At 47.0% G+C, this 23,815-nt stretch carries 19 protein-coding genes; 15 read left to right on the top strand and 4 right to left on the bottom strand.

What is annotated here, in order from left to right:
• Positions 1 to 61: 61 nt before the first annotated feature.
• Together GK047_RS18900 and GK047_RS18905 are read left to right on the top strand one after the other, a co-directional pair.
• Complete coding sequence (locus GK047_RS18900) at positions 62 to 805, top strand: IclR family transcriptional regulator (protein WP_163950209.1); 744 nt, start codon at positions 62 to 64, stop codon at positions 803 to 805.
• Positions 806 to 943: 138 nt separating this feature from the next.
• Positions 944 to 1,852, top strand: a complete 909-nt coding sequence (locus GK047_RS18905; RefSeq protein WP_163950212.1) for a cation diffusion facilitator family transporter — start codon at positions 944 to 946, stop codon at positions 1,850 to 1,852.
• Between the two features lie 56 nt (positions 1,853 to 1,908).
• On the opposite strand, the gene sleB is transcribed toward GK047_RS18905, so the two are convergent.
• Complete coding sequence (gene sleB, locus GK047_RS18910; protein WP_205516875.1) at positions 1,909 to 2,571, bottom strand: spore cortex-lytic enzyme; 663 nt, start codon at positions 2,569 to 2,571, stop codon at positions 1,909 to 1,911.
• Between the two features lie 151 nt (positions 2,572 to 2,722).
• Positions 2,723 to 5,440, bottom strand: coding sequence for an aconitate hydratase AcnA (acnA, locus tag GK047_RS18915; RefSeq protein WP_163950215.1), 2,718 nt, complete (start codon positions 5,438 to 5,440; stop codon positions 2,723 to 2,725).
• A 500-nt stretch (positions 5,441 to 5,940) separates the two neighbouring features.
• On the opposite strand from acnA, the gene GK047_RS18920 reads away from it, so the two are divergent.
• From GK047_RS18920 to GK047_RS18980, 13 genes are all read left to right on the top strand, one after another.
• Positions 5,941 to 6,945 carry an amidase domain-containing protein gene (locus GK047_RS18920; protein WP_163950218.1) on the top strand — a complete coding sequence of 335 codons (1,005 nt, stop codon included), beginning with the start codon at positions 5,941 to 5,943 and terminating at the stop codon, positions 6,943 to 6,945.
• A gap of 41 nt (positions 6,946 to 6,986) precedes the next feature.
• On the top strand, positions 6,987 to 8,138 hold the full coding sequence (locus GK047_RS18925; RefSeq protein WP_163950220.1) for a D-alanine--D-alanine ligase: 1,152 nt from the start codon (positions 6,987 to 6,989) through the stop codon (positions 8,136 to 8,138).
• 6 nt (positions 8,139 to 8,144) lie between these two features.
• Positions 8,145 to 8,462, top strand: a complete 318-nt coding sequence (locus GK047_RS18930; protein WP_163950222.1) for a hypothetical protein — start codon at positions 8,145 to 8,147, stop codon at positions 8,460 to 8,462.
• 154 nt (positions 8,463 to 8,616) lie between these two features.
• A complete protein-coding gene (locus GK047_RS18935; protein ID WP_163950225.1) occupies positions 8,617 to 8,934 on the top strand; it encodes a hypothetical protein in 318 nt (105 codons plus the stop codon).
• Positions 8,935 to 9,020: 86 nt separating this feature from the next.
• Complete coding sequence (uvsE, locus tag GK047_RS18940; RefSeq protein WP_163950227.1) at positions 9,021 to 10,010, top strand: UV DNA damage repair endonuclease UvsE; 990 nt, start codon at positions 9,021 to 9,023, stop codon at positions 10,008 to 10,010.
• 98 nt (positions 10,011 to 10,108) lie between these two features.
• Positions 10,109 to 10,879, top strand: a complete 771-nt coding sequence (gene fabI, locus GK047_RS18945; RefSeq protein WP_163950230.1) for an enoyl-ACP reductase FabI — start codon at positions 10,109 to 10,111, stop codon at positions 10,877 to 10,879.
• A 240-nt stretch (positions 10,880 to 11,119) separates the two neighbouring features.
• A complete protein-coding gene (locus GK047_RS18950; RefSeq protein WP_163950233.1) occupies positions 11,120 to 11,983 on the top strand; it encodes an inositol monophosphatase family protein in 864 nt (287 codons plus the stop codon).
• A gap of 244 nt (positions 11,984 to 12,227) precedes the next feature.
• Positions 12,228 to 13,052 (top strand): MIP/aquaporin family protein, encoded by an 825-nt coding sequence (locus GK047_RS18955; protein WP_163950236.1) that lies wholly within the window; start codon positions 12,228 to 12,230, stop codon positions 13,050 to 13,052.
• 91 nt (positions 13,053 to 13,143) lie between these two features.
• Positions 13,144 to 14,655 (top strand): glycerol kinase GlpK, encoded by a 1,512-nt coding sequence (glpK, locus tag GK047_RS18960; protein ID WP_163950239.1) that lies wholly within the window; start codon positions 13,144 to 13,146, stop codon positions 14,653 to 14,655.
• Between the two features lie 311 nt (positions 14,656 to 14,966).
• Positions 14,967 to 15,941, top strand: a complete 975-nt coding sequence (locus GK047_RS18965; RefSeq protein WP_163950243.1) for a sugar kinase — start codon at positions 14,967 to 14,969, stop codon at positions 15,939 to 15,941.
• Between the two features lie 34 nt (positions 15,942 to 15,975).
• Entirely contained in the window at positions 15,976 to 16,638 is a 663-nt protein-coding gene (locus GK047_RS18970; RefSeq protein ID WP_163950246.1) for a bifunctional 2-keto-4-hydroxyglutarate aldolase/2-keto-3-deoxy-6-phosphogluconate aldolase, read from the top strand.
• Positions 16,639 to 16,701: 63 nt separating this feature from the next.
• Entirely contained in the window at positions 16,702 to 17,658 is a 957-nt protein-coding gene (locus GK047_RS18975) for a DinB family protein (protein ID WP_163950249.1), read from the top strand.
• Between the two features lie 119 nt (positions 17,659 to 17,777).
• Entirely contained in the window at positions 17,778 to 18,041 is a 264-nt protein-coding gene (locus GK047_RS18980) for a hypothetical protein (RefSeq protein ID WP_163950251.1), read from the top strand.
• Between the two features lie 385 nt (positions 18,042 to 18,426).
• Here the strand turns inward: GK047_RS18980 and GK047_RS29770 are convergent, their stop codons facing one another.
• Positions 18,427 to 18,555 carry a DUF6254 family protein gene (locus tag GK047_RS29770; protein ID WP_240344036.1) on the bottom strand — a complete coding sequence of 43 codons (129 nt, stop codon included), beginning with the start codon at positions 18,553 to 18,555 and terminating at the stop codon, positions 18,427 to 18,429.
• 168 nt (positions 18,556 to 18,723) lie between these two features.
• Positions 18,724 to 23,274, bottom strand: a complete 4,551-nt coding sequence (locus GK047_RS18985) for a glutamate synthase-related protein (protein WP_240344037.1) — start codon at positions 23,272 to 23,274, stop codon at positions 18,724 to 18,726.
• Positions 23,275 to 23,815: the final 541 nt, after the last annotated feature.

Raw genomic sequence — 23,815 nt, forward strand, 5'->3', positions numbered from 1 at the left:
TTAGGGTCTAACTGATGGAAGTAACGTGTGAAGGGCCCACATAATGAGAGCGGTGTGTTGCATGGAAGATGCCAAACTGACGGTTCGCGCGGTAGAGCGCGCTTTAGATATTTTGCTTTGTTTCACAAGTGTGTCGGAGTTAACGCTAACCGAGATTTCAAGTCGCGTGGAGCTGCACAAAAGCACGGTGCATCGCTTATTGGCTTCCTTAGAGGGCAAGGGCTTCATCATGCGTGACAGCGCTACGGATAAATATAGGCTCGGGTACCGATTGTGGGAGCTATCTGCCAATCTTTCCAAAGAAGGAGATCCCGGCATCATCCTGCTGCCAGAAATGGAACGTCTGCGCGACCAGCTCGGCGAGACGATCTCGCTCTACGTGCAGGACGGCCTGGTGCGCGTGCGCATCCAAGCCGTCCAGGGCAATCATGCCATTCGCCGTGTAGCCCCTGTCGGGGCGCGAATGCCCTTGTACGTCGGCGCCTCAAGCAAGGTGCTCGTCGCCTTTGCGGAGCCTGCAGTGCAGGAGCAGCTGCTAGCCTCGGACGATTGGCCGACGGGGCTAGACCAGCCTGCATACCTGCAGCAGCTCAGCGACACGAGACGCGCTGGCTTCGCCACGAGCGTCGAAGAACGCGAACCCGGTGCGGCGGCTGTTGCCGCACCGATTCTTGACAGCAAGGGCCATCTCGTTGCGGCCCTTGCCGTGTCAGGTCCAGCGAACAGGCTTACGCTGGACCTGATGCAAGAGCAGGCGCCGCTGATTATGGAGGCGGCGCGGCGCATGGGGACGATGCTGCGCTAAGCGCATCCGTCACGTTAATTCGATTCGCTATGAGAAGCGCGAATCAAACCCATCCCTTATCCTACTACACAGCTCAGGATGGGGATTTTTTGCTTCTAGCAGGTCATACTAGAAGAGGGAAGGGAGTGGCAACGTTAGATGAGCAAAACGGCCTCTATGCTGGCCATCTGGATCAGCCTTGCCAGCAATATCGTGCTCACGGCTATCAAAATAGCCGTTGGCTTCCTATTCAAAAGCCAGGTGCTTATCGCTGACGGTATTCATAATGCAGGAGATGTCATTGCCTCTGCCACAGCTTACAGCGCGATGAGAGTATCTTCCAAACCTGCGGATGAAGATCATCCCTACGGGCACGGGAAGGCTGAGGTTCTAGGGGCCTTCATCGTTGCAATTATACTTGGCGGAGCCGCTATTTATATGGGCTTTCATTCTATTCATGCCCTTTTCGAGCCGCCGGGAAAAGCACATATCATTGCTTTTGTAGCCGCAGTTATTTCGTTGATTTGGAAACAAATTCTTTATGTTTATACGATGCGAATCGGACGGAAGATGAACAGTAAGGGCTTGATCGCAACGGCTTACGATCATCTTGCCGATGTGTATGCTTCGATTGCTGCTTCTGTCGGTATTGGCTTAGCCTTACTCGGGGATCATTTTGAGCTCCGTATACTAGCTTACGGTGACCCTGTAGCAGGAATTATCGTCTCTTTTCTGGTGCTAAAGCTAGCTTACGGAATGGGCAGGGAGTCATTTGATGTACTGATGGAACGAAGCGTGAGTATGGCGCATATCGAGCAGTACGCCGCATTGATCCGATCTGTACCGGAGGTTAAGCGAATCGATCGCTTGCGAGCGCGTGAGCATGGTCACTACATACTAGTCGATGCCCGACTCGCCGTCTCTGGGGCATTGACGATCCAGGAAGGTCATGACATCAGTCGTCTGATCAAAAAGAAGATTAAGGATGCTCACAACGATGTAGATGAGGTGCTTGTTCACCTCAACCCTTGGTATGAGGATAAGCAAGCAGCAGTTCCAAATAGATAAAAGAAGAGGCTATCCCAGGTCAAACACCAGGATAACCTCTTCTTTGCTATTTACCCTTATTTTGCGAAGATATGACTGCCGATCTTAAGGGTTTGCGGACGCGACCAGATCCAAGCGCTCGTCGCTGTATCCGGATTGAAATAGTAAATTGCGCCTTTGGTAGGATCCCAACCGCGAACAGCGTCTTGTGCTGCTAAATAAGCGGTTTTGTCAGGCCTTAACCAGTACTGTCCATCGCTAACAGCCGTAAAGGCTCCTTCTTGAAATACAATGTTTTGAATCGTATTCGGGAATTGGCTCGATTTCAAACGGTTCATCACAACCGCTCCTACAGCAACTTGTCCTACGTAAGATTCGCCACGTGCCTCACTATAAATCACTTTTGCTAGAATATCCATATCGGCTTGATTAAGCGAATATTTTCGTAATGCTGACCAGGTGCTCGTTCCTGTTACGCCATCCGCTGTTAAACCATATGTTGTTTGAAAGTTTCTTACCGCTGCGGTTGTGGCAGCGCCATATACGCCATCCAACTGCTGTTGATAATACCCTAGCGCTTTCAAACGGAATTGAAGATCCCATACATCTCCGCTTTGACTTCCTTGCTTTAAGGTAGCTGCTGCGGCAGCATAACTGGGTTGATTAAAACTGCCAAGTGCAGGAATAAGACCAACGGCTGCGATTAGCATGACAAGGACGAACCTTTTCATTGACTTCATCTTTATCTCCCCTTTCGCTGTCCTCATTATAGAGGGAGAGGGAAAGGGGCTCAACCCGCAAAAATTGGCATGGCAACTAAAATAAAGAGTCTGAGACTGCGCTAAAGGCAGTCCCAGACTCTTGTTGTTTTGAAGCAATAACGGATACTACTTAGTTTTTCTCAGCAATAATTTGACGAAGAACGGTTTGTAGGATACCGCCATTACGGTAGTAGTCTACGTCAACTAAACTGTCCAGACGCACAAGTGCGTTGAACTCGAAGCTTGTTCCATCTTCACGAGTTGCTGTTACTTTTACAGTTGATCCTGGTTGAACATCATTGCTCAGACCCGTAATGTCGAACGTCTCACGACCCGTGATACCAAGCGTTTTCCAACCAGCTCCATCAAGGAATTGAAGCGGAAGAACGCCCATACCAACCAAGTTACTGCGGTGGATACGCTCGAAGCTTTCTGCAATAACTGCTTTGACGCCGAGAAGGAATGTACCTTTTGCTGCCCAGTCACGGGAGCTGCCAGTTCCGTATTCTTTTCCTGCGATAACGACCAGGTTTTGTCCTTCAGCTTGATACTTCATGGAAGCATCGTAGATGGATTCAACTTCGCCAGTTGGCAGGTAAGTAGTTACGCCGCCTTCTGTTCCGGGAGCAACTTGGTTACGAATACGAATGTTCGCGAAAGTTCCGCGCATCATTACTTCGTGGTTACCACGACGGGATCCGTAAGAGTTGAAGTCTTCTTTTTTCACGCCATGATCGATCAAATATTGACCGCCTGGGCTATCAACTTTGATGTTACCAGCAGGGGAGATGTGATCCGTTGTAACGGAATCGCCCATGAGTGCCAACGTTTTGGCGCCGCGGATATCTGCAATATCGTCCAGAACCGTACCCAGATCTGTAAAGAATGGAGGCTCTTGAATGTAAGTTGATTTGTTGTCGAACTCGTACAGGTCGCCTTCTGGTACAGCGATTGCATTGAAGCGCTCGTTAGCACGGAATACGTTGCTGTATTTGTCGCGGAACATGTCTGCGCTCATGGCAATGCCTAGAGCTTCTTGAATCTCTTGGTTTGTAGGCCAGATGTCTTTGAGGTAAACAGGCTGATTGCTTTGGTCGTATCCGATAGGATCTGTAGCCAAGTCAATGTTTACTGTTCCTGCAAGCGCATAGGCAACTACAAGCGGAGGAGATCCCAGGTAGTTCGCTTTCACTTGTGCGTGTACGCGACCTTCGAAGTTACGGTTACCGGAAATTACAGCAGCTACCGTCATATCGTTGTCGATGATTGCTTTACTTACTTCGTCAGGAAGTGGACCGGAGTTACCGATACAAGTTGCGCAACCGTACCCTGCAACGTGGAAGCCTAGTGCTTCTAGAGGCTCAAGCAAGCCTGCTTTGATCAGATACTCGGTAACAACAAGAGAACCTGGTGTCAAAGAGCTTTTCACGAAAGCTGGTTTTTTGAGACCACGAGCAACCGCTTTTTTCGCCACGAGGCCAGCACCTAGCATAACGCTTGGGTTGGACGTGTTCGTACATGAAGTGATCGCAGCGATAACAACAGCGCCTGTACCCATTTGTACAGTTTCGCCGTTTGGATACACAACATCAACGACTTCTTCGATTTTCTCTTCCGTTAGTCCGTATCCGCCTTTTTCGATCGGCGTACGAATGATGGAGTTGAAGCTCTCCTTCATGTTCGTCAGCTCAACGCGGTCTTGAGGACGTTTAGGTCCTGCTAAGCTTGGTACTACTGCACCCAGATCAAGTTCAACAACATCAGTAAATACAGGATCCGGTGTGCTGTCCGTACGGAACAGGCCTTGTGCTTTATAGTAAGCTTCAACAAGCGCGATTTGATCATCTTCACGGCCAGTCGCTCTTAAATAATTCAATGTTTCGTTATCAACTGGGAAGAAACCAATTGTTGCGCCATACTCTGGAGCCATGTTCGCTACAGTTGCTCGATCAGCTAAGGAAATGTTGCTTAGGCCAGGACCAAAGAACTCAACAAACTTACCGACAACGCCTTTTTTACGAAGCATTTGTGTAACTGTCAGTGCCAAGTCAGTTGCAGTTGCGCCTTCTGGCAGATTACCTGTCAATTTGAACCCGACAACCTCAGGAGCTACGAAGTAAAGCGGTTGTCCAAGCATACCGGCTTCAGCTTCGATACCGCCGACGCCCCAACCTACAACACCAAGACCATTGATCATCGTTGTATGGGAGTCTGTACCTACGAGGGAATCTGGGTAAACGACAGTTTCGCCGTCGATCGTTCTTGTAGCAGCTACAGATGCCAAGTACTCCAAGTTTACTTGGTGAACGATACCTGTTGAAGGCGGAACAGCACGGAAGTTATCAAATGCGGTTTGCGCCCAACGAAGGAAGCGGTAACGCTCTTCATTTCTTTCGAATTCAAGGTTGATATTAATATCAAGCGCGTCAGGGGAACCGAATGCATCCACCATAACGGAGTGGTCAATAACAAGGTCTACAGGGACAAGCGGATTGATTCGTTTCGGATCTCCGCCTTCACGAGCCATTGTCGCGCGCATTGCCGCAAGGTCAACGACGACAGGAACTCCTGTGAAGTCTTGAAGTACGATACGAGCAGGGATGAAAGGGATTTCTTTGTTTTCATCGCGGCCTTCCGCCCAACCAGCGATTTGTTTTACGTGTTCGCTTGTAATGGCTCTTCCGTCGAATTGACGAACAGCTGCCTCAAGCAAAACTCGAATGGAGACAGGAAGGTTGCTAATCGTTCCATGACCTTGGCTTTCAAAATCAGGAAGACTGTAGTACTGGAATGTCTTGGTACCGACGTTTAACTGCTTACGCACGGAAAAAGAGTCCTTATTGGACATGGGTAATTCCTCCTTAAAATATCATAAATCATTGGTTTCAACTAGTGAAACTCAATTTCATTATCCCTCTACTTCAAGTATACCGCCTCGTTATGCTTCCGTAAAGATTTATTTCAATCATTTTTGCCGCCCAAATGTCATATATTGAAACAATTCAAACATTTAAAGGCTAGTCCTATGGGCGAAGCGAGCGAGTGTGAGTATTTCCAGGTCTCGATATCGCACTTCATTAATATAGAAGGACAAACATACAAACCTGCAAGAAAACTCATAAAACGGTTTGTCCTCTAAAGGGTGCTGCAGTTATCTTTCCTACAGCTAGGTCGGATCATGCTTCCGACGTTAGTTTTTCTAAGAAAAAGCAGAATCCGTGCTTACAAACAACAAGTTTGCCGCGAAAACATACTTTCTATTTCTACAAAGCTATCTTTTTTGAAAAAGGCTCAGCGAATGCTTACGATGCAAGTTTTCCTATGGAAAACTCTAAGGAGGTCACCTCAATGTCCTGGAGAACAGCGCTTTATAATTATGTTCACGCCAAGAATCAGGCAGAGTTGGAAGGCTCTGCAGCAAGTTTGGAAACATACATCTCAGACAGCGCCCATATTCAGAATCAGGACATCAGACTACGCAAGCGGATAGAGACTTACCGAGACCGTGATGCGAAGCCGATGAGGAGTGAAACCAAGCTGCGCCTCACGGGTGTCAAAGAAACAGCGAATAGGATTATTGCGGATATCCAGCTTCGCCGTTCGATTCACTACCGTATTGGCTCTATAGATCACCTTGAAGAGCGGATAGAACCAGAGCGAGTGTTTTTAGAAGCCGTTGCGGGTAGATGGTGCGTGAGAGAGACAGAGGCTCTACATTCAGAAAAATTGCTTTCCAACTTTCTACTGGATAATGAAGGATCCTCGTACGGCGGAATCAGAGCCCCGTCTATTCCTTATATCAATCATGGTATACTCAAAGGCGCAGGCTCGGAATCTCTCACGAGAAAAATCAAATATGACCGAGCCAGCGTCGTAAATTATGCAGAAGCATGGTGGGATAAAGCGAATCCAAAGTATGAGGAATTCGAAGTAGATTGTACGAATTTTGTATCGCAGTGCCTCTTTGCAGGCGGGGCTCCAATGGACTATACTGGGAAAAGGGCTTCGGGTTGGTGGTATGCTGGGAAACAAGGCTCACAAGAGCTATGGAGCTATAGTTGGGCTGTTGCTCATAGCCTAAAAACTTTTCTATTGCACAGCCACCGAGGGTTGCACAGCTATGCTGTAAATGATCCCAAAGAGCTTCAACCGGGAGACACCATTTGCTATGACTGGGATGGCGACGGCCGTTACCAACACAATGCTATAGTGACGGCTAAAGATGCGAACGGGATGCCTTTGGTTAACGCACATACCTATAATTCCCGTAACCGCTACTGGGCTTATAAGGACTCACCTGCTTGGACTGAACGAACGCAATACAAGTTTTTTCGAGTGGCAGATGAGATGTAAAAGTAATTAAATGAAATAGAATCACTAGACGGAGGTACGTAATGAGCCGCAAAATACGAGTAGGACTGATCTACGGAGGGAAATCCGGAGAGCATGACGTGTCCTTGCAAACTGCACTTGCAGTAATGAAGGCAGTAGATTTTAATAAATATGAAATCACACCGTTTTACATAACGAAAAAAGGGGAATGGAAAAGCGGAGCTCCTCTGCTGAGCCCAGCGCAATCGAAGGAAGCGTTAACTTTCGGAGGCGATTCAGCTTTAGAACCGATTGCTTCAAATGCGCTTTCACCGATCTTTGGTTCTATTCAAAGTAAAGGTGAGGTAACGATCTCTTCGACAGTATCAAGTCAAGCTAAAGCTTCTGAGCCAGGACTTGATGTCATATTTCCACTTCTGCATGGAACGTTCGGCGAAGATGGTACCATTCAAGGAATGCTGGAAATAGCTAATATTCCTTACGTGGGTGCAGGTGTTCTTGCATCGGCTGTCGGCATGGATAAAGTAATGATGAAGAAAGTGTTCGCACAAGAAGGGCTTCCGCAGTGTGTGTTCCGTTATTTCAACCGGACCGAATGGGAAAAGAATCGTGCTTACCATCTGATGGAACTGGAAACAGCGATTGGATATCCATGTTTTGTTAAGCCTGCCAACCTGGGTTCAAGCGTAGGCATATCCAAGGCCCGGAATCAGGAAGAGTTGATTGCCGCGGTTACTTTCGCTTTCCAATATGATCGGAAGGTCATTATTGAGGAAAATATCGACGCCAGAGAGATTGAGGTAGCCATACTTGGCAATGACGAGCCGCAAGCTTCTGTAGCGGGGGAAATCGTATCTTCGAGTGAATTCTACGACTACAAAGCGAAATATATGGATGGCAAATCAGCGATGGTGATCCCTGCGGACATTCCAGCAGAAACGGCTGAGCACATTCGGCAGCTTGCGATTCAAGCCTTTCAAGCGGTCGACGGAAGCGGTTTGTCCCGCGTAGACTTTTTCCTCGGTAAATTAGATCAAAAAGTCTATATTAATGAAATCAATACCATGCCTGGCTTCACCCCTTTTAGTATGTATCCGCTGCTGTGGGAGGAGTCCGGCAAGCCTTACACGGAACTTCTGGATAATTTGATCCAATTAGCTATTGAACGACATGAGGCGAAGCAGGCTATTCAATATACTTTTGATGTGGAGTAGATAATCATGGGATTTCAAACTGAGTTTAATTCCGTCTGCAAGTTCAAATCGGAGCAGGAGCTTTATGAACTATTGGAATACGGGCGCGGTAAAATGGTAAAGAGCGGTTTTCGTGTGTTTCCTACCGGCCAGAAGGTAATTGCCTATACCCCGAATAATCAAGCCATCGCTATCGTTAGAATTGTTGCTTCAATCGCAGAGATTAACTTTCAAGGCGAAGAAGTTACGCAGGTGGAGATGGAATTGGTGCGTAGGTTAACGGAAGAAGAGGCGCGGATCCAAACGTCTCTCGCAGATGAAATGTTTTTTGGGGATCAAGTGTGAGCAGATTTGAAGCAAAAGAAATGAGGCATCGTCCATTAAGGACGGTGTCTTTTTTATTTGTAACTTAGGGTACTAGAGGAATGTAGTACTTACACGAACTGTCGAAGCAGGCTACAATGGCCCTACGGGAGAGGAAGATGAGGAGGGAGAGACCATGTATCAAGCTGGAATAAATCAACGTAAATTAACGGCGTATTGGCTGTTTAACATAGGTCTAGGACTGCCTAGTCCATCTATTTTTATATTTATTATCATTAACTATTACGGGCTGATGTCTACGCCCAAGCAGCTTGAACAATATCTGGCGCTTGGGTTGCTTATCATCTACCTACTCATCTGGCTCGGCGGCAATTATTTATGCTTACGTGCTGAGAATTGGAGCACGCGAATGGGGATGTTAGCGCTCAGCCCTTTACTCATTACCACATCCGCCTTTATCGCCTACAAAATAATTGCTTTATTCACAATATGAGGATGGTCGATTGAGGTGCATGAGCGACTTCCCGGAAGGGTAACCTAGGTAGGTCATTCTACATACTCTGCTGGAGGTCGACTCCCATGATTATTCGCCTTGGGTACGTGGCAATGTCCACGGCCGTCAAGAATGCTTCCCCATCAAAGACGATGACAGCTACTAATTTCACCAAGCTGCTCGACCAAGAAGCGGCGATTCGCAAGCTAGAGCGAATTAGCGCCGAAAATTTGCACAATACCCTAAGGTTGCTTAGACATAATCGTGCTCATGATATCATGGTATACCGTTTTTCGTCCAAACTCATTCCTCTGATCGGGCATGAATTATTAGTCGGCTGGGATCCTATTCCGACATTAGCCAAGGAGTTTCAAGAGGTAGGTAATTATGTTAAGAAAAATGGGATGCGAGTCAGTTTTCATCCGGATCATTTCACGGTACTGAGTACTCCGAAAAAGGATGTCCTGCTAAAATCAGTGGATGACTTGGAGCGGCATTCCGCAATGCTAAATGCCATGGGGTTAGGCATGGAAGCGATGTGCAACATCCATGTTGGCGGCACATATGGAGATAAGGTGAAAGCGGCGCAGCGCTTTGTACATAATTTCAAGGCGTTGCGTCCCGAAATCCAGAAACGCATAACACTTGAGAATGACGATAAAACGTTCACAGCGCTAGAAACATTGGAGCTTGCTGAGCAAGTCGGCGCACCTATGGTGTTGGATATTCATCATCATGAGTTGAATAATCATGGAGAGGTTGCACCTGAGTTGTGGCCAAGAATTTTACAAACTTGGGTGAGAGAAAAGGGAATTTATCTGAATGAATCGGCAGTCGCACTGCCTCCTAAAATACACGTTTCTAGCCCGAAGGGCGAGAGTGATTCGAGAAGTCATGCTGACTATATCGAAGTGGATCCTCTTTTTACATTCTTACAGGCCATCGCTCCGGTTACACCGAGGCTTGATATTATGATCGAAGCGAAGATGAAAGATGACGCGCTATTTCGCCTAATGAACGACTTGAAGCAGAAAAGCGGTATTTCTGTGCTTTCGCAAGCTTCTGTTGAGTTGTAAGATGGGATTTCCCTCTTGAAATGTTTGGTAAAATGGAGTACTTTGGAGGGTAAGAATGTCGAAGTACAATCCATTGTTGAGAGGGGTTTCTTGCTAAGATGAATCAACTATTAACCGGGAAAAATATAGTAGTCATGGGGGTTGCCAATGACCGCAGTATCGCATGGGCAATTGCGCAATCTTTAGCAGCACAAGGTGCAAATCTAGTTTTTACTTATGAAAATGAGCGCGTGGAGGAACGAGTACGCAAACTGGCGGATACGCTCCCTGGTTCAACGCTTATGCCTTGCAACGTAACCGTTGATGCGGAGATCGATACACTGGCAAGCACGTTGAAAGAACAGTTGGGCGTCGTTCACGGCCTCGTACATAGTATTGCATTTGCTAGGACCGAAGAGCTGGAAGGCTTGTATGTCGAAACGTCGCGCGATGGCTTTGCCTTGGCGCATGATGTTAGCGCCTACTCGCTAGTTGCGGTCGCAAAGCGCATATATCCGCTGATGACAGAAGGCGGCAGCATAATGACGATGACGTACCTCGGCGCTGAGCGTGCGATGAAGAACTACAATGTTATGGGTGTTGCCAAAGCGGCGCTAGAAGCAAGCGTACGCTACCTAGCAGCTGACCTCGGGCAATTCGGCATCCGCGTGAACGGTATTTCTGCAGGCCCGATTCGTACTTTGGCAGCCAAAGGCATCAAGGATTTCAACTCGATTCTACGTCAAGTGGAAGAAAAGGCGCCGCTTCGTAAAACAACCGAAACGGCCGAAGTAGGCGATACAGCCATGTTCCTAATGAGCCATCTGTCCCGCGGAATCACAGGGGAAGTCATCTACGTTGATGGTGGCTATCATATTGTCGGGGTTTAATCATATCTATAAGAGAGTGTCCTCAAGGGCTAATAGTAGCCTGTGAAGAGCACTCTTTTTTTTGTATATAAAACCATTTTATAGTCGATTTTATGTAATTTTTATACGAAATGATGTGTGAAATATAAAAAAATGTAAAAATGTACGAATAAATTGGGATGAAACGCACTAGTATTTAAAGCGTATAATTTACTATACTGAAACTACATAATAATTCATTAAAAGAGAGAGTTGATATAAATGGCAAATGGTACACAGGAGCCGTTCGTCGTAGGAAGTAAGAGTTTTACGGCGGTGGCGATTAATACAGCTGCAAAAGCAGGGGAGTGGATCAAAAGCAAGCAAGGAGATATTAATCGAGTTGATATGAAATATTCATCGCATGACCTAGTCACTGAAATTGACAAAGGCTCGGAGAAGCTCATCCGTAATCTCATTATGACGCATTTCCCGGATCATTCCTTCCTTGGCGAGGAAGGTGTTGAGCCTGGACCGGAGGCTTCCAGCAAAGCTCTTCAGGAGGTTAGCGATGCCGAATATCTGTGGATCGTTGATCCAATCGATGGGACGACGAACTATGTACATGGATTTCCCTTCTATTCAGTTTCTATCGCTTTAGCTCATAAAGGCGAGGTGATTGTCGGGGTGGTCTATGATCCAACACGTGACGAGTTGTTTGTTGCAGAGAAGGGTAAAGGGGCTTATATGCATGGCCGGAAGACGGTGGTTTCGCTTGAAAGTAAACTATCTGATAGCTTGATTGCGACTGGCTTTCCTGCAGATCATACTGGGGCGCTGCCCATTAATTTAAAAGGTGTGCAAGAGTTAGCGCCGAAGGTTAGGAATCTTCGCTCAGGCGGCTCCGCAGCGCTTCATATGGCTTATGTGTCAGTTGGCCGATTGAGTGGATTCTGGGAAATTGGCTTAAGTTCGTGGGATGTAGCTGCGGGTTCTCTTTTGATACAAGAATCCGGAGGTATGGTAACAGATACGGCTGGTAGGCTTTATAACCTTGCTGTGCGCAACGTACTGGCTACCAATGGTCGCATTCATGATGAGCTTCAGCAAGAACTTACGGTAGCGCAAGCAACCGGCTGTGAGTGAAGGTAGAAGATTTAAGTGTTGACAATTCATTCATTTGAAGTATTATAAGACTATAATTTAATTTTAGCTGCGGAGCTTAGGAGAACAGCAAGTATATCCCAATTGTGCGTGTAAGAACGCACATGCGGGGTAGCTTGCTGTTTTTTTATTGTTCAGAAAGAGAGGTCAAAATTGTAAGCGTTTGTAGGCGGAGGCCGATGCATGAATTCGTAGGATTTTGGCTGTATAAATGAGGAGGATGAACATGAGTCCATTTTTTGGTGAATTGATTGGTACCATGATTTTAATTATACTTGGCGGCGGTGTGTGCGCAGGAGCAAGCTTAAAGAAGTCGTATTCGAATAGTCCAGGCTGGATTGTAATCACAATGGGATGGGGGATGGCAGTCGCTTTCGCGGCGTTTGCAGTAGGAAAGATTAGCGGAGCCCATCTTAATCCGGCACTAACAATTGCCTTGGCGAGCATTGGTGAATTTCCGTGGAAGGATGTACCTTCGTATATTACGGCGCAACTGCTAGGAGCCTTCGTTGGGGCAACATTCGTTTGGGTGTTTTATTTCCCTCATTGGAAAGCAACGGAAGATCCAGCGACCAAGCTTGGGGTATTTGCAACAGGACCAGCGATTAAGAACACAGGGGCTAATTTTATAAGTGAAGCATTAGGAACGTTTTTTCTGGTGTTTGGTATTTTGGCCATTGGAGCGAATAAATTTGCAGATGGACTTAATCCGTTAATCGTTGGTTTTTTCATTTTGGCGATCGGCTTATCTTTGGGCGGAACGACCGGCTATGCCATTAATCCGGCGCGCGATCTAGGACCGAGAATCGCACATGCTATTCTTCCTATCCATGGAAAAGGCCACTCCAATTGGGGATATGCGTGGATTCCTGTTATTGCGCCAATCGTTGGCGGTGTAGCTGGCGCTCAATTTTATCGTGTTGCCACCTCTGGTAATCAAACGCTTACAATTGTGATTTTGGCGGTATTTTTCTTAGTAGCTATCGTAGTAGGTAAAATTAGCTCAAGTCAGGTTGTAGAACCGGCGCTTAAACAGAAAAAAGTCGGCTAATAAGCAATCGACTAAAGAAATATTTGGATAATTTTATTCTAGCATAGAGATAAAACAAATTCTAATTAAAGTTTCAGGAGGCTGATTTTCCATGGAAAAGACATATGTACTGTCATTAGATCAAGGTACGACGAGTTCTCGCGCTGTTTTGTTCGATAAATCCGGTGCGATCATGGGAGTTGCTCAGAAAGAGTTTACGCAAATTTATCCGAAGCCAGGTTGGGTCGAACATAATGCGGAAGAAATTTGGGAAACGCAGCTGCAGGTGTTGAAAGAGGTGCTGATTCAAAATCATGTACACCCACAGCAGATTGCTGCGATTGGTATTACGAATCAGCGTGAAACAGCGGTTTTGTGGGATAAAAGTACGGGTAAACCTGTGTATAACGCAATTGTTTGGCAAAGCCGTCAAACGATGGATATTTGCAATGAGCTGAAGGAGCAAGGCTTCGATCCCATCGTACGTGAGAAAACGGGTTTACTTATTGATGCCTATTTCTCAGGGACTAAAGTCAAGTGGATTCTTGATCATGTTCAAGGCGCAAGAGAAAAAGCCGAGAACGGTCAATTATTGTTCGGTACAATTGATACATGGCTCATATGGAAGTTGACTGACGGTAATGTTCACGTAACGGATTACTCAAATGCTTCAAGGACGATGATGTATAACATCCATGAGCTGAAATGGGATCAAGAGCTGCTGGATATGCTGACTGTACCTGCGGCTATGCTTCCCGACGTGCGCCCTTCCAGTGAAGTATATGGAAAGACATCCAAGAGCCTATTTGAAGTTCAAATTCCTATCGCGGGTATTGCTGGTGATCAACAGGCGGCTCTTTTCGGGCAAGCTTGCTTCGAAGAAGGTATGGCTAAGAACACGTACGGCACAGGTTGTTTCATGTTGATGAATACAGGCTCCAAAGCTGTAGCTTCACAGAACGGTCTGCTGACAACGATAGCGTGGGGAGTAGACGGCAAAGTAGAGTACGCGCTGGAAGGTAGTATTTTTGTTGCAGGAGCGACGATCCAGTGGCTACGTGACGGTCTTAAATTAATAGATTCAGCAGCTGATTCTGAGAAACATGCAGCGGCTGTGACAAGTACCGACGGGGTTTATCTCGTGCCTGCTTTTGTGGGATTGGGCGCTCCGTATTGGGATATGGAGGCTCGTGGCGCTGTCTTCGGATTAACGCGTGGAACGACGCAGGATCATTTGATCCGTGCAGCTGTAGAGTCGCTTGCCTACCAAACTAAAGACGTGTTAGAAGCGATGGAAGCAGACTCTGGGATTGAGCTGCAAAAGTTGGCGGTAGACGGAGGCGCTGTTGCGAACAATTTCCTCATGCAGTTCCAAGCGAACCTATTAAACGCATGTGTGGATCGTCCTCGCGTATTGGAAACGACTGCACTTGGCGCAGCCTACTTAGCAGGATTAGCTGTTGGCTATTGGGCTGGCAAGCATGATATTATTCAGAACAAAGTAATCGAGCGGACATTTGAGCCTGCTATGGAGCCTGCTGAACGTGAGGATCTGTACGAGGGTTGGAAAGAGGCTGTCAAAGCAACGATGGGTTACAAAAAAAAGAATGGGCAAGAAGGATAATGGTATAGCTTAACGCAGTAAAGAGATGAGAGAGCCACTGATGTGGCTCTTCTTTGTGTATAAGAAGTTATATTTTTTATTGGGTTGGAAGGAAATGGATGAGAAAGGATAAGGGAAGCTGCTCGTATATTCCCTTGTTCGGAGGCGAAGTAGGGACGGTTGTGACTACGAGTCATGGCTGTTTTTGTAAGCGAGAAGTCAAGTCTGGTGTAAACGCTCAACATGCTCTATAATATGAGGTATAGCTATTATTTAAACGTTTCAATTAACGGGCGCGCGTGCAGCGCAATCGGAATGGATGGAGAGGTCCTATGACGAATCCGCAATCTCAACCGGAATATGGTCCAGAAATCGTTACCTTTGGCGAAACGATGGCACTGCTTATGCCTACTAATGGCAAAGGCTTGGAATACTCGTCTGAGCTGCATAGCTTGTTTGGCGGGGCCGAAAGCAACGTAGCCATCGGTTTATCCCGACTAGGGACTAGAGTAGGCTGGTTTGGACGGTTAGGTAAAGATCCGCTAGGTCGGATGATTTTGAAAAAAATTCGCGGCGAAGGCGTGGATGTTTCACGAGCAGAGCTGACAGCGGATGCCCCTACGGGACTTATGATGCGTGAAGTGCTTATGGGTAGGACTTCTGTGTACTACTATCGTAAGCATTCAGCTGCAAGCCGGATGAATCCGATGCATTTGGATGGAAATTATATTGCACAGGCGAAAATTTTACATGTTACTGGTATTACGCCAGCTTTGAGTGAGTCTTGTAAAGAGAGCGTGTTTGAAGCAGTTCGTATTGCACGTAAACATGGCGTTAAGGTGAGCTTTGATCCCAATCTTCGTTTGAAGCTGTGGGGCATCGAGGATGCTCGTGAAGTGTTGCTGGAACTAGCGAAGCTAGCCGATATATTTTTACCTGGGTTGGATGAGCTTAAGCTGCTCTATCAGACGGAGGACTGGAATGAAATTGTGAGCAAGCTGCGTGAGTTGTCTGCCATCTCCATCGTGAAGGGTGGAGACGATGTAACTTATGTTGTCGACGCGGATACGATAACTGCTGTGCCATATTTTAAGGCTGAGCAAGTTGTTGATACAGTTGGAGCAGGCGATGGTTTTTGTGCAGGCTTCTTGACGGGGGTAGTTAAGGGCTACGATTATGCGAAAGCAGTACGTATCGGTAATCTGGTGGGTTCCTTGATCGTTCAAGCCGAAGGCGATTGGGAAGGCGCGCCGACTTGGGAACAAGTTGAAGCTGTTCTAAATGATGTGAAACATATTGAACGTTAGTCTGCGTTCTAACCATAGAGAGGTGTCGATTGAAATGAGAAAAATTAAATTGATTCAGCAAATATCACAAGAAGGCGTCGTCGCAGTCCTACGTGGAGATACGCCAGAAGAAGTCGTTGCAATGGCTGAGCAAGCCATTGCCGGTGGCATTAAGGTCATTGAGGTAACGATGACCGTGCCTTTCGCGCTGCGCGCCATTGAGGAGCTTGCGAAGCGCTACTCCAGTACAGCGCAGGACGCTGCGAAGTACGCGATAATCGGGGTAGGCACAGCCCTTGACCCCGAGACGGCGCGTGCCGCGATCTTGAGTGGGGCCGAATTCGTCGTAGGCCCCTCGTTGAACCCGAAAACGGTTGAGCTCTGCAACCGTTACCGTGTACCCGTCATGCCAGGGTGCATGACGATTCAAGAGATTCAGACGGCGCTAGAGCTCGGCGTTGATATTGTGAAGCTCTTCCCGGGCAATCTTTACTCGCCCGCGATGATTAAGGCCATTAAAGGCCCACTGCCGCAGGCGAACATCATGCCGACGGGCGGCGTGTCTCTGAGCAATCTAGGCGAATGGATTCAAGCAGGCGCTATCGCCGTTGGCATTGGTTCCGACTTGACCAGCGAAGCGGTTAAGACAGGTGATTATAGCCTTGTGACCAAAAAGGCTGCCCAATATATCGAAGCCTATAAAGCGGCTAAGAAGTAGGATATGGATGCGTTCCGTCGAACTAAGATGGAGCGCATTTTTTATGGAAGGGAATGATCGAACATGGAGGTCAATCAAGCGAAATTGCTCATTCGGGTACCTGATCTTCAGGTGGCGATGGCGTTTTATGTAACCCGATTAGGATGGATTGAGGTGGATACGAGGGCTGCGGGAAATGCAGAGCGAGCAAACAGGGCGGATAGAGCAGACAAAGCAGACAGAACAGACAGAACAGACAGAACAGACAGAGCACATAGAGCAGTGATGTTACGTGCAGTACCCGACTATCTGGTCGTGGTGATCGAAATGAATGTGAATGATATGGAAGATAATCTTCAGTTAGATTTCTCCGATTGGCTGCTTCCGCAAGCACATCATCCTGAGCAGGGGGATTATATATATATTGGGGTGAACTGCCTGAAAGAGGTGAAACAAGCGCTTTGTGAACGCGGATTCTGGGAACTTCGCGAGGAAGAAGATGCAGGCTGCATTCGCAAGCTGTTTGTGCCTACTCCTGAGGGGTTCACGATCATTTACTGGGAAGAATTATTTCCAACGGATGAGGATATTCTGGCTACTTATACAAAGGGAGCAGAAGATATGGATCTCGCGGTAGCTGGTTTGTCAGAGACAGAATTAGATGCAGTTGAAGCATGGGGCAAGTGGTCAATTCGGCAGCAGGTACTGCATGTGATTGATTTGGAGCTTGTCACGATTCACAAAGTGAAGTTCGCGTTAGCGGAGTCGGGACGAGCTTATCAGGGGAATAGCTTTTCCCAAGATGACTGGTGCGCTGGTCTGGATTACATTAGCCGTCCGATAGGCCCTGAATTGGCGATGTTTCGTGCCGTGCGGCAACACATTATTGGCCTATGCAAACATCTTCCAGCTGCTATGCAGTGTACAGTTAAAACTTCAAATGGAGAAGAATCGGTCGGTAGGCTACTTAAAATGATGTCCAGTCATGCCACACAACATGTGAGGGCAATTCGTCGTATTCGAGCAAAGGAAAATAAGTAGTGTCTGCTTCGTGAGAAGCAGGCTTTTTTATGTGGCGTGCCCAGAGGCACGCATTATCTAGTTGGTGAAGTCCAACCAAGGGAGGGACCAAGCCACCCTTGTAGCTAGGATGCTTACGTATGGCGAAGTCTGTGCGTAAAAGTGCATCGACAAAAGTATCTGTCAGAGACAGGGCGAGCAACATACCAGGCTGGAACATCAAGAATCATGCCGCATCGTCAAAAAAGCCTCGCAAGAGGGAGAAGGGGAAGCCGAGTCTCGCAAAATATAGACGAAGGGTATGGAAGCAATATAGAACTTGGAACAATAGCGAAGAATCCTCTAGAGTAGAGGATCGGCATGGTATGAAAGATAATGCAGTGAATTGGTACATGCTGCAATGACTGATCCGTTGGTACGCTAAGAAGAGACAACGCAGAAGATAGATGACGTTGTTGTGATCCGCAAGCTCATGATTGAAGAACATCGGAAAGCCGTATGAGGGAAAACTTTATGTACGGTTTGATGAGGAGGGCTGAATATTCAGCCCTCGAGAATCTACGCAAAGAAACCAAGAGCGTGCTCTAGGTTAGCGAGAGCGAACGCAAGCTGTTCTACACCGCTTGCACGAGGGCGATACAGCTGCACGTGTTCTCGTTAGGAGAGCTAACGGCGTTCATCGCAGAACAACCGCACATACGTACAAGATTGATTAACAAAGCAAGCATAATAATTGGAAAAGGCACCCGCTCTCCCGCCTGATGGCTTTGGGGAGCGAACGCCTTTCATTTACTTCGTAGTACCTTGCTTATCGGATTCGTTAGAGAGTTCCTCAAATGATTTCACTTTCCCATGCGGATACTGGGAATGCTTACGGCTTTTCCAAGCAGCTTCCTGACGCCTCTTTTGATGGCTCATAGTGTAAACTCCTCCGGTAAGAAGATTTGTACTAGCTTTAATAAAATACCGCTATTCATTTGGCTTTATACCATATTGCTATTTGTAATGCGGTGGAAATTCAGTCAACTAAAAAACCTCTACACTGAACGCCAAGGCGTCATGTAGAGGTCTATTTGTATTACCGGCTTACTCTGTAGCTACCGATTGGTCAGCTTGCATGTTAACTGGGGAGATACGAATAAAGTTTTCTTCCAGGTTGCTTAGCAAACCTTCGATTTTGGCTGCAGCTTCGGATTGACCGGAGCCAGCAAGCTCATCACGGTAAGCAGTCAATAGTTCAGTTAAGTCTTTTTTACTTTGAAGACCGACTGATTCCAGTTTAACTTTGGCGCCTTTTGCAATACGACGTTCGATCGCCTTCTGATCAAGGCCCATTTCTGGTACTAGACGTTGATAGATCACGCCGCCTGTCATACCTGCACAGATCCAAGGACCTGGATCGCCCATCACTACTGCACGGCCGTTGGTCATGTACTCGAAGGCGAAACCTTTGAGGTTCGCACGAGCAGCAAGTCCGCCAAGCTCATCTTGAAGAGGTGTTGTGATTTCTCCACCGAATACGACGTCAGCACCCGAGAAACGGATACATGCGCGAGTATCTGCACCGCCTTGAATCAAGAACAAGCCTTTTTGTGCGCCGTAGCCGAAGGATTTACCAACGCTGCCGTTGATAAATGCTTTATTTTTACCAAGTGATTTCAAGATAGCTACTTTACCGCCGAACGCCATTTTACCAAGACCGTCCTCAGCGCCGCCGTGAACGGTAATGTTTACGCCGCGAGCATTGAAGGCAGCCAATCCATTACCGGGAACAGAACCGTCAATGAGGTTCAGATCAAAGTTAGGCAGTTCGTCGTAGCTGCCGTCGAAACGGTCTCTTACGCGATGACTGGAGTAGCGAGCTCCGAGAATACGGGACTCGGCATCCACTTTGGACCAGTTGCGAACAATCGGTGTACCCAGTTCCAAGGAATCTGGGAAGAACTCTTGTCCTTCTGCGCCAGCAGCGATACGAATATCGGATGATACAGCCGCTTCTTCCTGTGCTCTTTCAGCAGCAGAGATGAATTGCAGCGGAGCTGGACGAAGAATATCGGACAAGTCGATACGTTCTTGATGACTAATTTGTTGCAGCAAGTCGGAACGGCCAACGAGCTCTTGCAAGCTTTTGAATCCAAGGGAAGCTACTACTTCACGAACTTCTTCACCCATCGAACCGAACAAGCGAACTAGGCTGTCTACAGCCAAGTCAAGTTGACGTGGAACGAAACGGCGAAGACCTTTTTCTTCAGCTTCTTCCATAGAGTCGATTTGCGTTGCAATACCTACGTGACAAGTGTCCAAGTGACAGCCGCGACATGTTGTACAGCCGATTGATTGCATAGCGATACTACCGAATCCTGCACGGTTCGCACCGAGCATAACCATTTTAACTACGTCAGCTCCGGATTTCAGACCGCCATCGGACCATAGCTCAACGCGGTGACGAAGGCCAGCTTCAATCAAAGCTACGTGTGCGAGCTTCGTTCCGATCTCTGTAGGCAAACCTACGTGAGTCAAAGAGTGGATACGAGCCGCACCGGTACCGCCGTCAAAACCGGAAAGCGTAATTACGTCGGCGCCTGCTTTAGCTACACCTACTGCAATTGTACCGATACCTGGAACGACAGGGATTTTTACGATGATTTTGGCTTTACGTCCGCTACCTTCTTTTAACTCGGATATAATTTGCGCCAAATCCTCGATCGAATAAATATCATGGTTATTCGAAGGAGAGATAAGATCCGAACCGATCGTTGCGTTACGTGCAGCAGCGATTTTGGCTGTAACTTTGGAGCCTGGCAAGTGACCGCCTTCGCCCGGTTTGGCGCCCTGACCGATTTTGATCTCAAGGAAAGCTACGGCGTTTGCTAATTCTACGTTTACACCGAAACGTCCGGATGCGACTTGCGCGCCGCGTGTTTTTTTGTAACGGCCGAGCATATCTTTAATCTCTCCGCCCTCGCCGTTCATGGTTACCATGTTCAGGCGTTCGCCGGCTTCAGCGTAAGCACGGAAAGCTGTTTCGTTCTGTGAACCGAAAGACATCGAAGAGATCAACATCGGTAAGGAATGATCGCCGATCGAGATATCGACTTGGGACGGATCAAGTGCTTTACGACCTTCGCTAAGCGCTTTTTCAAAATCAAAACCAGCAATATGACGAATGGAAATCGGATTCTTCTTTTCCTCTTCACGCAGCTTATCGCGGTAGTCGCTATATGGAGCAGCTCCAGAAGCGGCATCGCCTAATGCTTTCCACATCCGTTGGAAGAAACGGAAGTTTTTCGCCGCTTTTGCTTTCGGATTAGTGAAGTCTACGTAACGCGCCTCAGCTTCAGCTTCAAGCTGGGTAAAACCAGTTCCGGCTTTCTCGCTGCCGAGGTAGTTGACGATATCCAGAACCTCAGCAACCTCCGGATGGAAGCCGATAGAGGAGAAGAAACGCGTATAACCGCGAAGCTCGTGCGTACCTATTGTAGAAATAACTTTTTCCAGACCTTTGCTCAGCGCCGCATATACTTTGCGAGCTGCAGCTGCGTCGCCTTCTTTATCTGAAGCTGTGGAGAACAAAAGGTATGGTGAGATTACATCCGCACCCAGCCCACAAGCTACAGCGATATCATGCAAGCTGCGAATAGCTGCAGAACGCAGAACGAGTGTAACATGACGGCGCAAGTTATCGCCGAAGCCAAGCTTCTCAGCGCGTAACGCGATATCGATTTTGGAAACAGCAAGATGCGGCTCAAGCCATAGACGGTCATTTTGGTGAGCATCGGAATCGTCAAGCACGATCAAAGCTGCGCCACTACGTGCAGCAGAAATTGCGTTTGCAGCTAGTGAATCTAGACCATCGCTTAGAGACGTGCCTCTGCCAAAAGTAGCGGATAGAACGGCTACTTTTTGATCGCCTTGAGCACGGAATAAAGCAAGCAATTGCTCATAAGAAGGTTGAGACAGATGCTCTTCGCTATCTACGCCATTGGTGCCTTCAAGTACGAGCGGAGCAAGAAGCTCAATACGCAGGTCGGCATCCACTTGCGCGTAAACAGCAGGACGAGTTCCGGCTACGACACGTGTGGAGAAATGCTCCATTTCACGGTCACGGTCAATCGCTGGGTTCGTTACAACAGCTACGCTTTCTTTAATGAAGTCAGGCACGTTCTGGCGTTCCCAAGCAATCGCAGCATGAGGGGAATCGTGGCCGAGGGAACGAATTGGCTCTGCGCCAGTTTCGGACATCGTTTCAATATGTTGAATACCGTCACGATCCCAACCAAATGCGCTGTACAATTGATCAGTTGCTACGATATTATCATTTAACTCTGCTTGTGTATTTGTTTTTTCAGGCGTCAAATATTTACGAAGTCCACTAATGTTCAGGCGTTTGCTTGCGCGCTCATACACTAAGGTTTGTACTTCGTGGTACGGAATGACTTGGACGTGTTCGCCTGGTGTAAGTACGACTCCGACTTTCTCACCTGGCGCAATAGGCTTCGGATCAGCAACCATGTCGCCTACTGTAATAACACCTTGTTCAGAAGAGAAGTAGAGGGATGTGTCACTTTCAACCATCCATACAGGACGGAGACCTAGGGCATCCACGCTGAAAATACATTCGTTACCGTAACGGGAAACGATACCCGCAGGACCTTGTGCATAATGTCCCCATACTTGGCGGTAGTAGACGTACAGATCTTGAAGTTCAGGACGGAATTGTTTCATTTCATTAATAATAGGAGGGAATACCATTTCCATTGCTTCGAATAGACTGAGTCCAAAACGGTGAATGAACGTTTCAATCGTACGATTCATATCTTGGGAATCAGATCCGCCGCTAACAAGCGGTACACCAACCATGTCAGCTTCAATACGCAATTTCTTGACGGTATTGATTTCCCCGTTGTGGCCTAACAGCGAGAAAGGCTGTACACGGAAGAAGCTGGACAAGGTGTTCGTCGAATAACGGTTGTGACCGATGGTTACTTGGGAAGCGAACAAAGGATCACGAGTATCGTTAAAATATTTAGGTAGAATACTTGCAGCACCCAATACTTTGTAAGCAGATGTGATATTGCTAAGCGTAGCTACGTGTACGTCATATTTGCTCTCAATAGCAATATGAAGTTCAAAGAGGTGATCGGCAACGACGACTTCCGGTTTCTCGGAAAGCGCGGCGATTTGCCAGAAGGTAGGCTCATCGTTCAAGCCATTAGCACCCAACACACTGCTGTCGACTTGATTTTCTTGTTCGAGAATAATCGCTACATCATGCTGTTTAAAAAGCTCGCGGATACCCTCTTGAATCTGAATGACAGTCAGGTCGAGCTTACGGGTAACAAAGATATGAGCTACAGAAAAACGGTTATCATAGGCTAATTTGCCATCGAGACCGGCATCTGTTAGCTTCTTTTCCCAAAGCGCACGTGGAATGTCTGTTAGAATACCGCAACCGTCGCCTTCGCCGTTGATAAAGCCCGAACGATGTTCCATTTTAACAAGGGCATCAATCGTTTTTTGAATATTATCATGGGAAGGATGACCGTTCTTTTCAATAATACAAATAATTCCGCAGCTATCATGTTCAGTACCTAGCAGATCTTGAAAACGGCCTTCATTACGCATCAATTCATTCATTGCTTAGGTCAGTTTCCTGACCGTCACCTCCAATACATATTTAAACTCCTCTTGCATTACGATGTCTTGCATATATGCTCTGCTCAAGTCCGCAATCCCTGTATATTCGGGGAATACCGTAAAATCGGTAAATCCGAATATGCAAGAAGATGCATAAAAATACAAAAAGTTGAATAGCATGTAAATTCTAAGAAGTGCAATTCCTCTAAAAAAGGTTTGAACGATCCGCATTAAAGTAAGGCGTGAATCACAAAAAAGATTATGAAATTTGTAAATCGTGCCCTAAATTTCTAAGGAAATACTGTGAAAACAAGTCATTTCGGCAAAAGGGTAAAAGTAATCTTAGGATAGCATGAAAAGTTTGATTCGACAATAGTCGTGCTTTGAATTTATAAATGTAAGCGTTACCTTTCCTGCATAATGGTGAATAAAACCAATTTTCTTACAAATCCAATGGTCAATAAAAACGAACGAACTATAATCACTGAGGGATCATAGTTCGCTTCTGAGACATATTTGTAGGTTTTGGATTCGTCTAGCT

This window comes from Paenibacillus sp. SYP-B3998, assembly GCF_010820665.1.
Taxonomy (GTDB): domain Bacteria; phylum Bacillota; class Bacilli; order Paenibacillales; family NBRC-103111; genus Paenibacillus_E.

Excerpts from the sequence above, each read along its gene's own strand:
- GK047_RS18900 (WP_163950209.1), top strand. The coding sequence starts at position 62 with ATGGAAGATGCCAAACTGACGGTTCGCGCGGTAGAGCGCGCTTTAGAT.
- GK047_RS18905 (WP_163950212.1), top strand. The coding sequence starts at position 944 with ATGAGCAAAACGGCCTCTATGCTGGCCATCTGGATCAGCCTTGCCAGC.
- sleB (WP_205516875.1), bottom strand. The coding sequence starts at position 2,571 with ATGAAGTCAATGAAAAGGTTCGTCCTTGTCATGCTAATCGCAGCCGTT.
- acnA (WP_163950215.1), bottom strand. The coding sequence starts at position 5,440 with ATGTCCAATAAGGACTCTTTTTCCGTGCGTAAGCAGTTAAACGTCGGT.
- GK047_RS18920 (WP_163950218.1), top strand. The coding sequence starts at position 5,941 with ATGTCCTGGAGAACAGCGCTTTATAATTATGTTCACGCCAAGAATCAG.
- GK047_RS18925 (WP_163950220.1), top strand. The coding sequence starts at position 6,987 with ATGAGCCGCAAAATACGAGTAGGACTGATCTACGGAGGGAAATCCGGA.
- GK047_RS18930 (WP_163950222.1), top strand. The coding sequence starts at position 8,145 with ATGGGATTTCAAACTGAGTTTAATTCCGTCTGCAAGTTCAAATCGGAG.
- GK047_RS18935 (WP_163950225.1), top strand. The coding sequence starts at position 8,617 with ATGTATCAAGCTGGAATAAATCAACGTAAATTAACGGCGTATTGGCTG.
- uvsE (WP_163950227.1), top strand. The coding sequence starts at position 9,021 with ATGATTATTCGCCTTGGGTACGTGGCAATGTCCACGGCCGTCAAGAAT.
- fabI (WP_163950230.1), top strand. The coding sequence starts at position 10,109 with ATGAATCAACTATTAACCGGGAAAAATATAGTAGTCATGGGGGTTGCC.
- GK047_RS18950 (WP_163950233.1), top strand. The coding sequence starts at position 11,120 with ATGGCAAATGGTACACAGGAGCCGTTCGTCGTAGGAAGTAAGAGTTTT.
- GK047_RS18955 (WP_163950236.1), top strand. The coding sequence starts at position 12,228 with ATGAGTCCATTTTTTGGTGAATTGATTGGTACCATGATTTTAATTATA.
- glpK (WP_163950239.1), top strand. The coding sequence starts at position 13,144 with ATGGAAAAGACATATGTACTGTCATTAGATCAAGGTACGACGAGTTCT.
- GK047_RS18965 (WP_163950243.1), top strand. The coding sequence starts at position 14,967 with ATGACGAATCCGCAATCTCAACCGGAATATGGTCCAGAAATCGTTACC.
- GK047_RS18970 (WP_163950246.1), top strand. The coding sequence starts at position 15,976 with ATGAGAAAAATTAAATTGATTCAGCAAATATCACAAGAAGGCGTCGTC.
- GK047_RS18975 (WP_163950249.1), top strand. The coding sequence starts at position 16,702 with ATGGAGGTCAATCAAGCGAAATTGCTCATTCGGGTACCTGATCTTCAG.
- GK047_RS18980 (WP_163950251.1), top strand. The coding sequence starts at position 17,778 with ATGGCGAAGTCTGTGCGTAAAAGTGCATCGACAAAAGTATCTGTCAGA.
- GK047_RS29770 (WP_240344036.1), bottom strand. The coding sequence starts at position 18,555 with ATGAGCCATCAAAAGAGGCGTCAGGAAGCTGCTTGGAAAAGCCGTAAG.
- GK047_RS18985 (WP_240344037.1), bottom strand. The coding sequence starts at position 23,274 with ATGAATGAATTGATGCGTAATGAAGGCCGTTTTCAAGATCTGCTAGGT.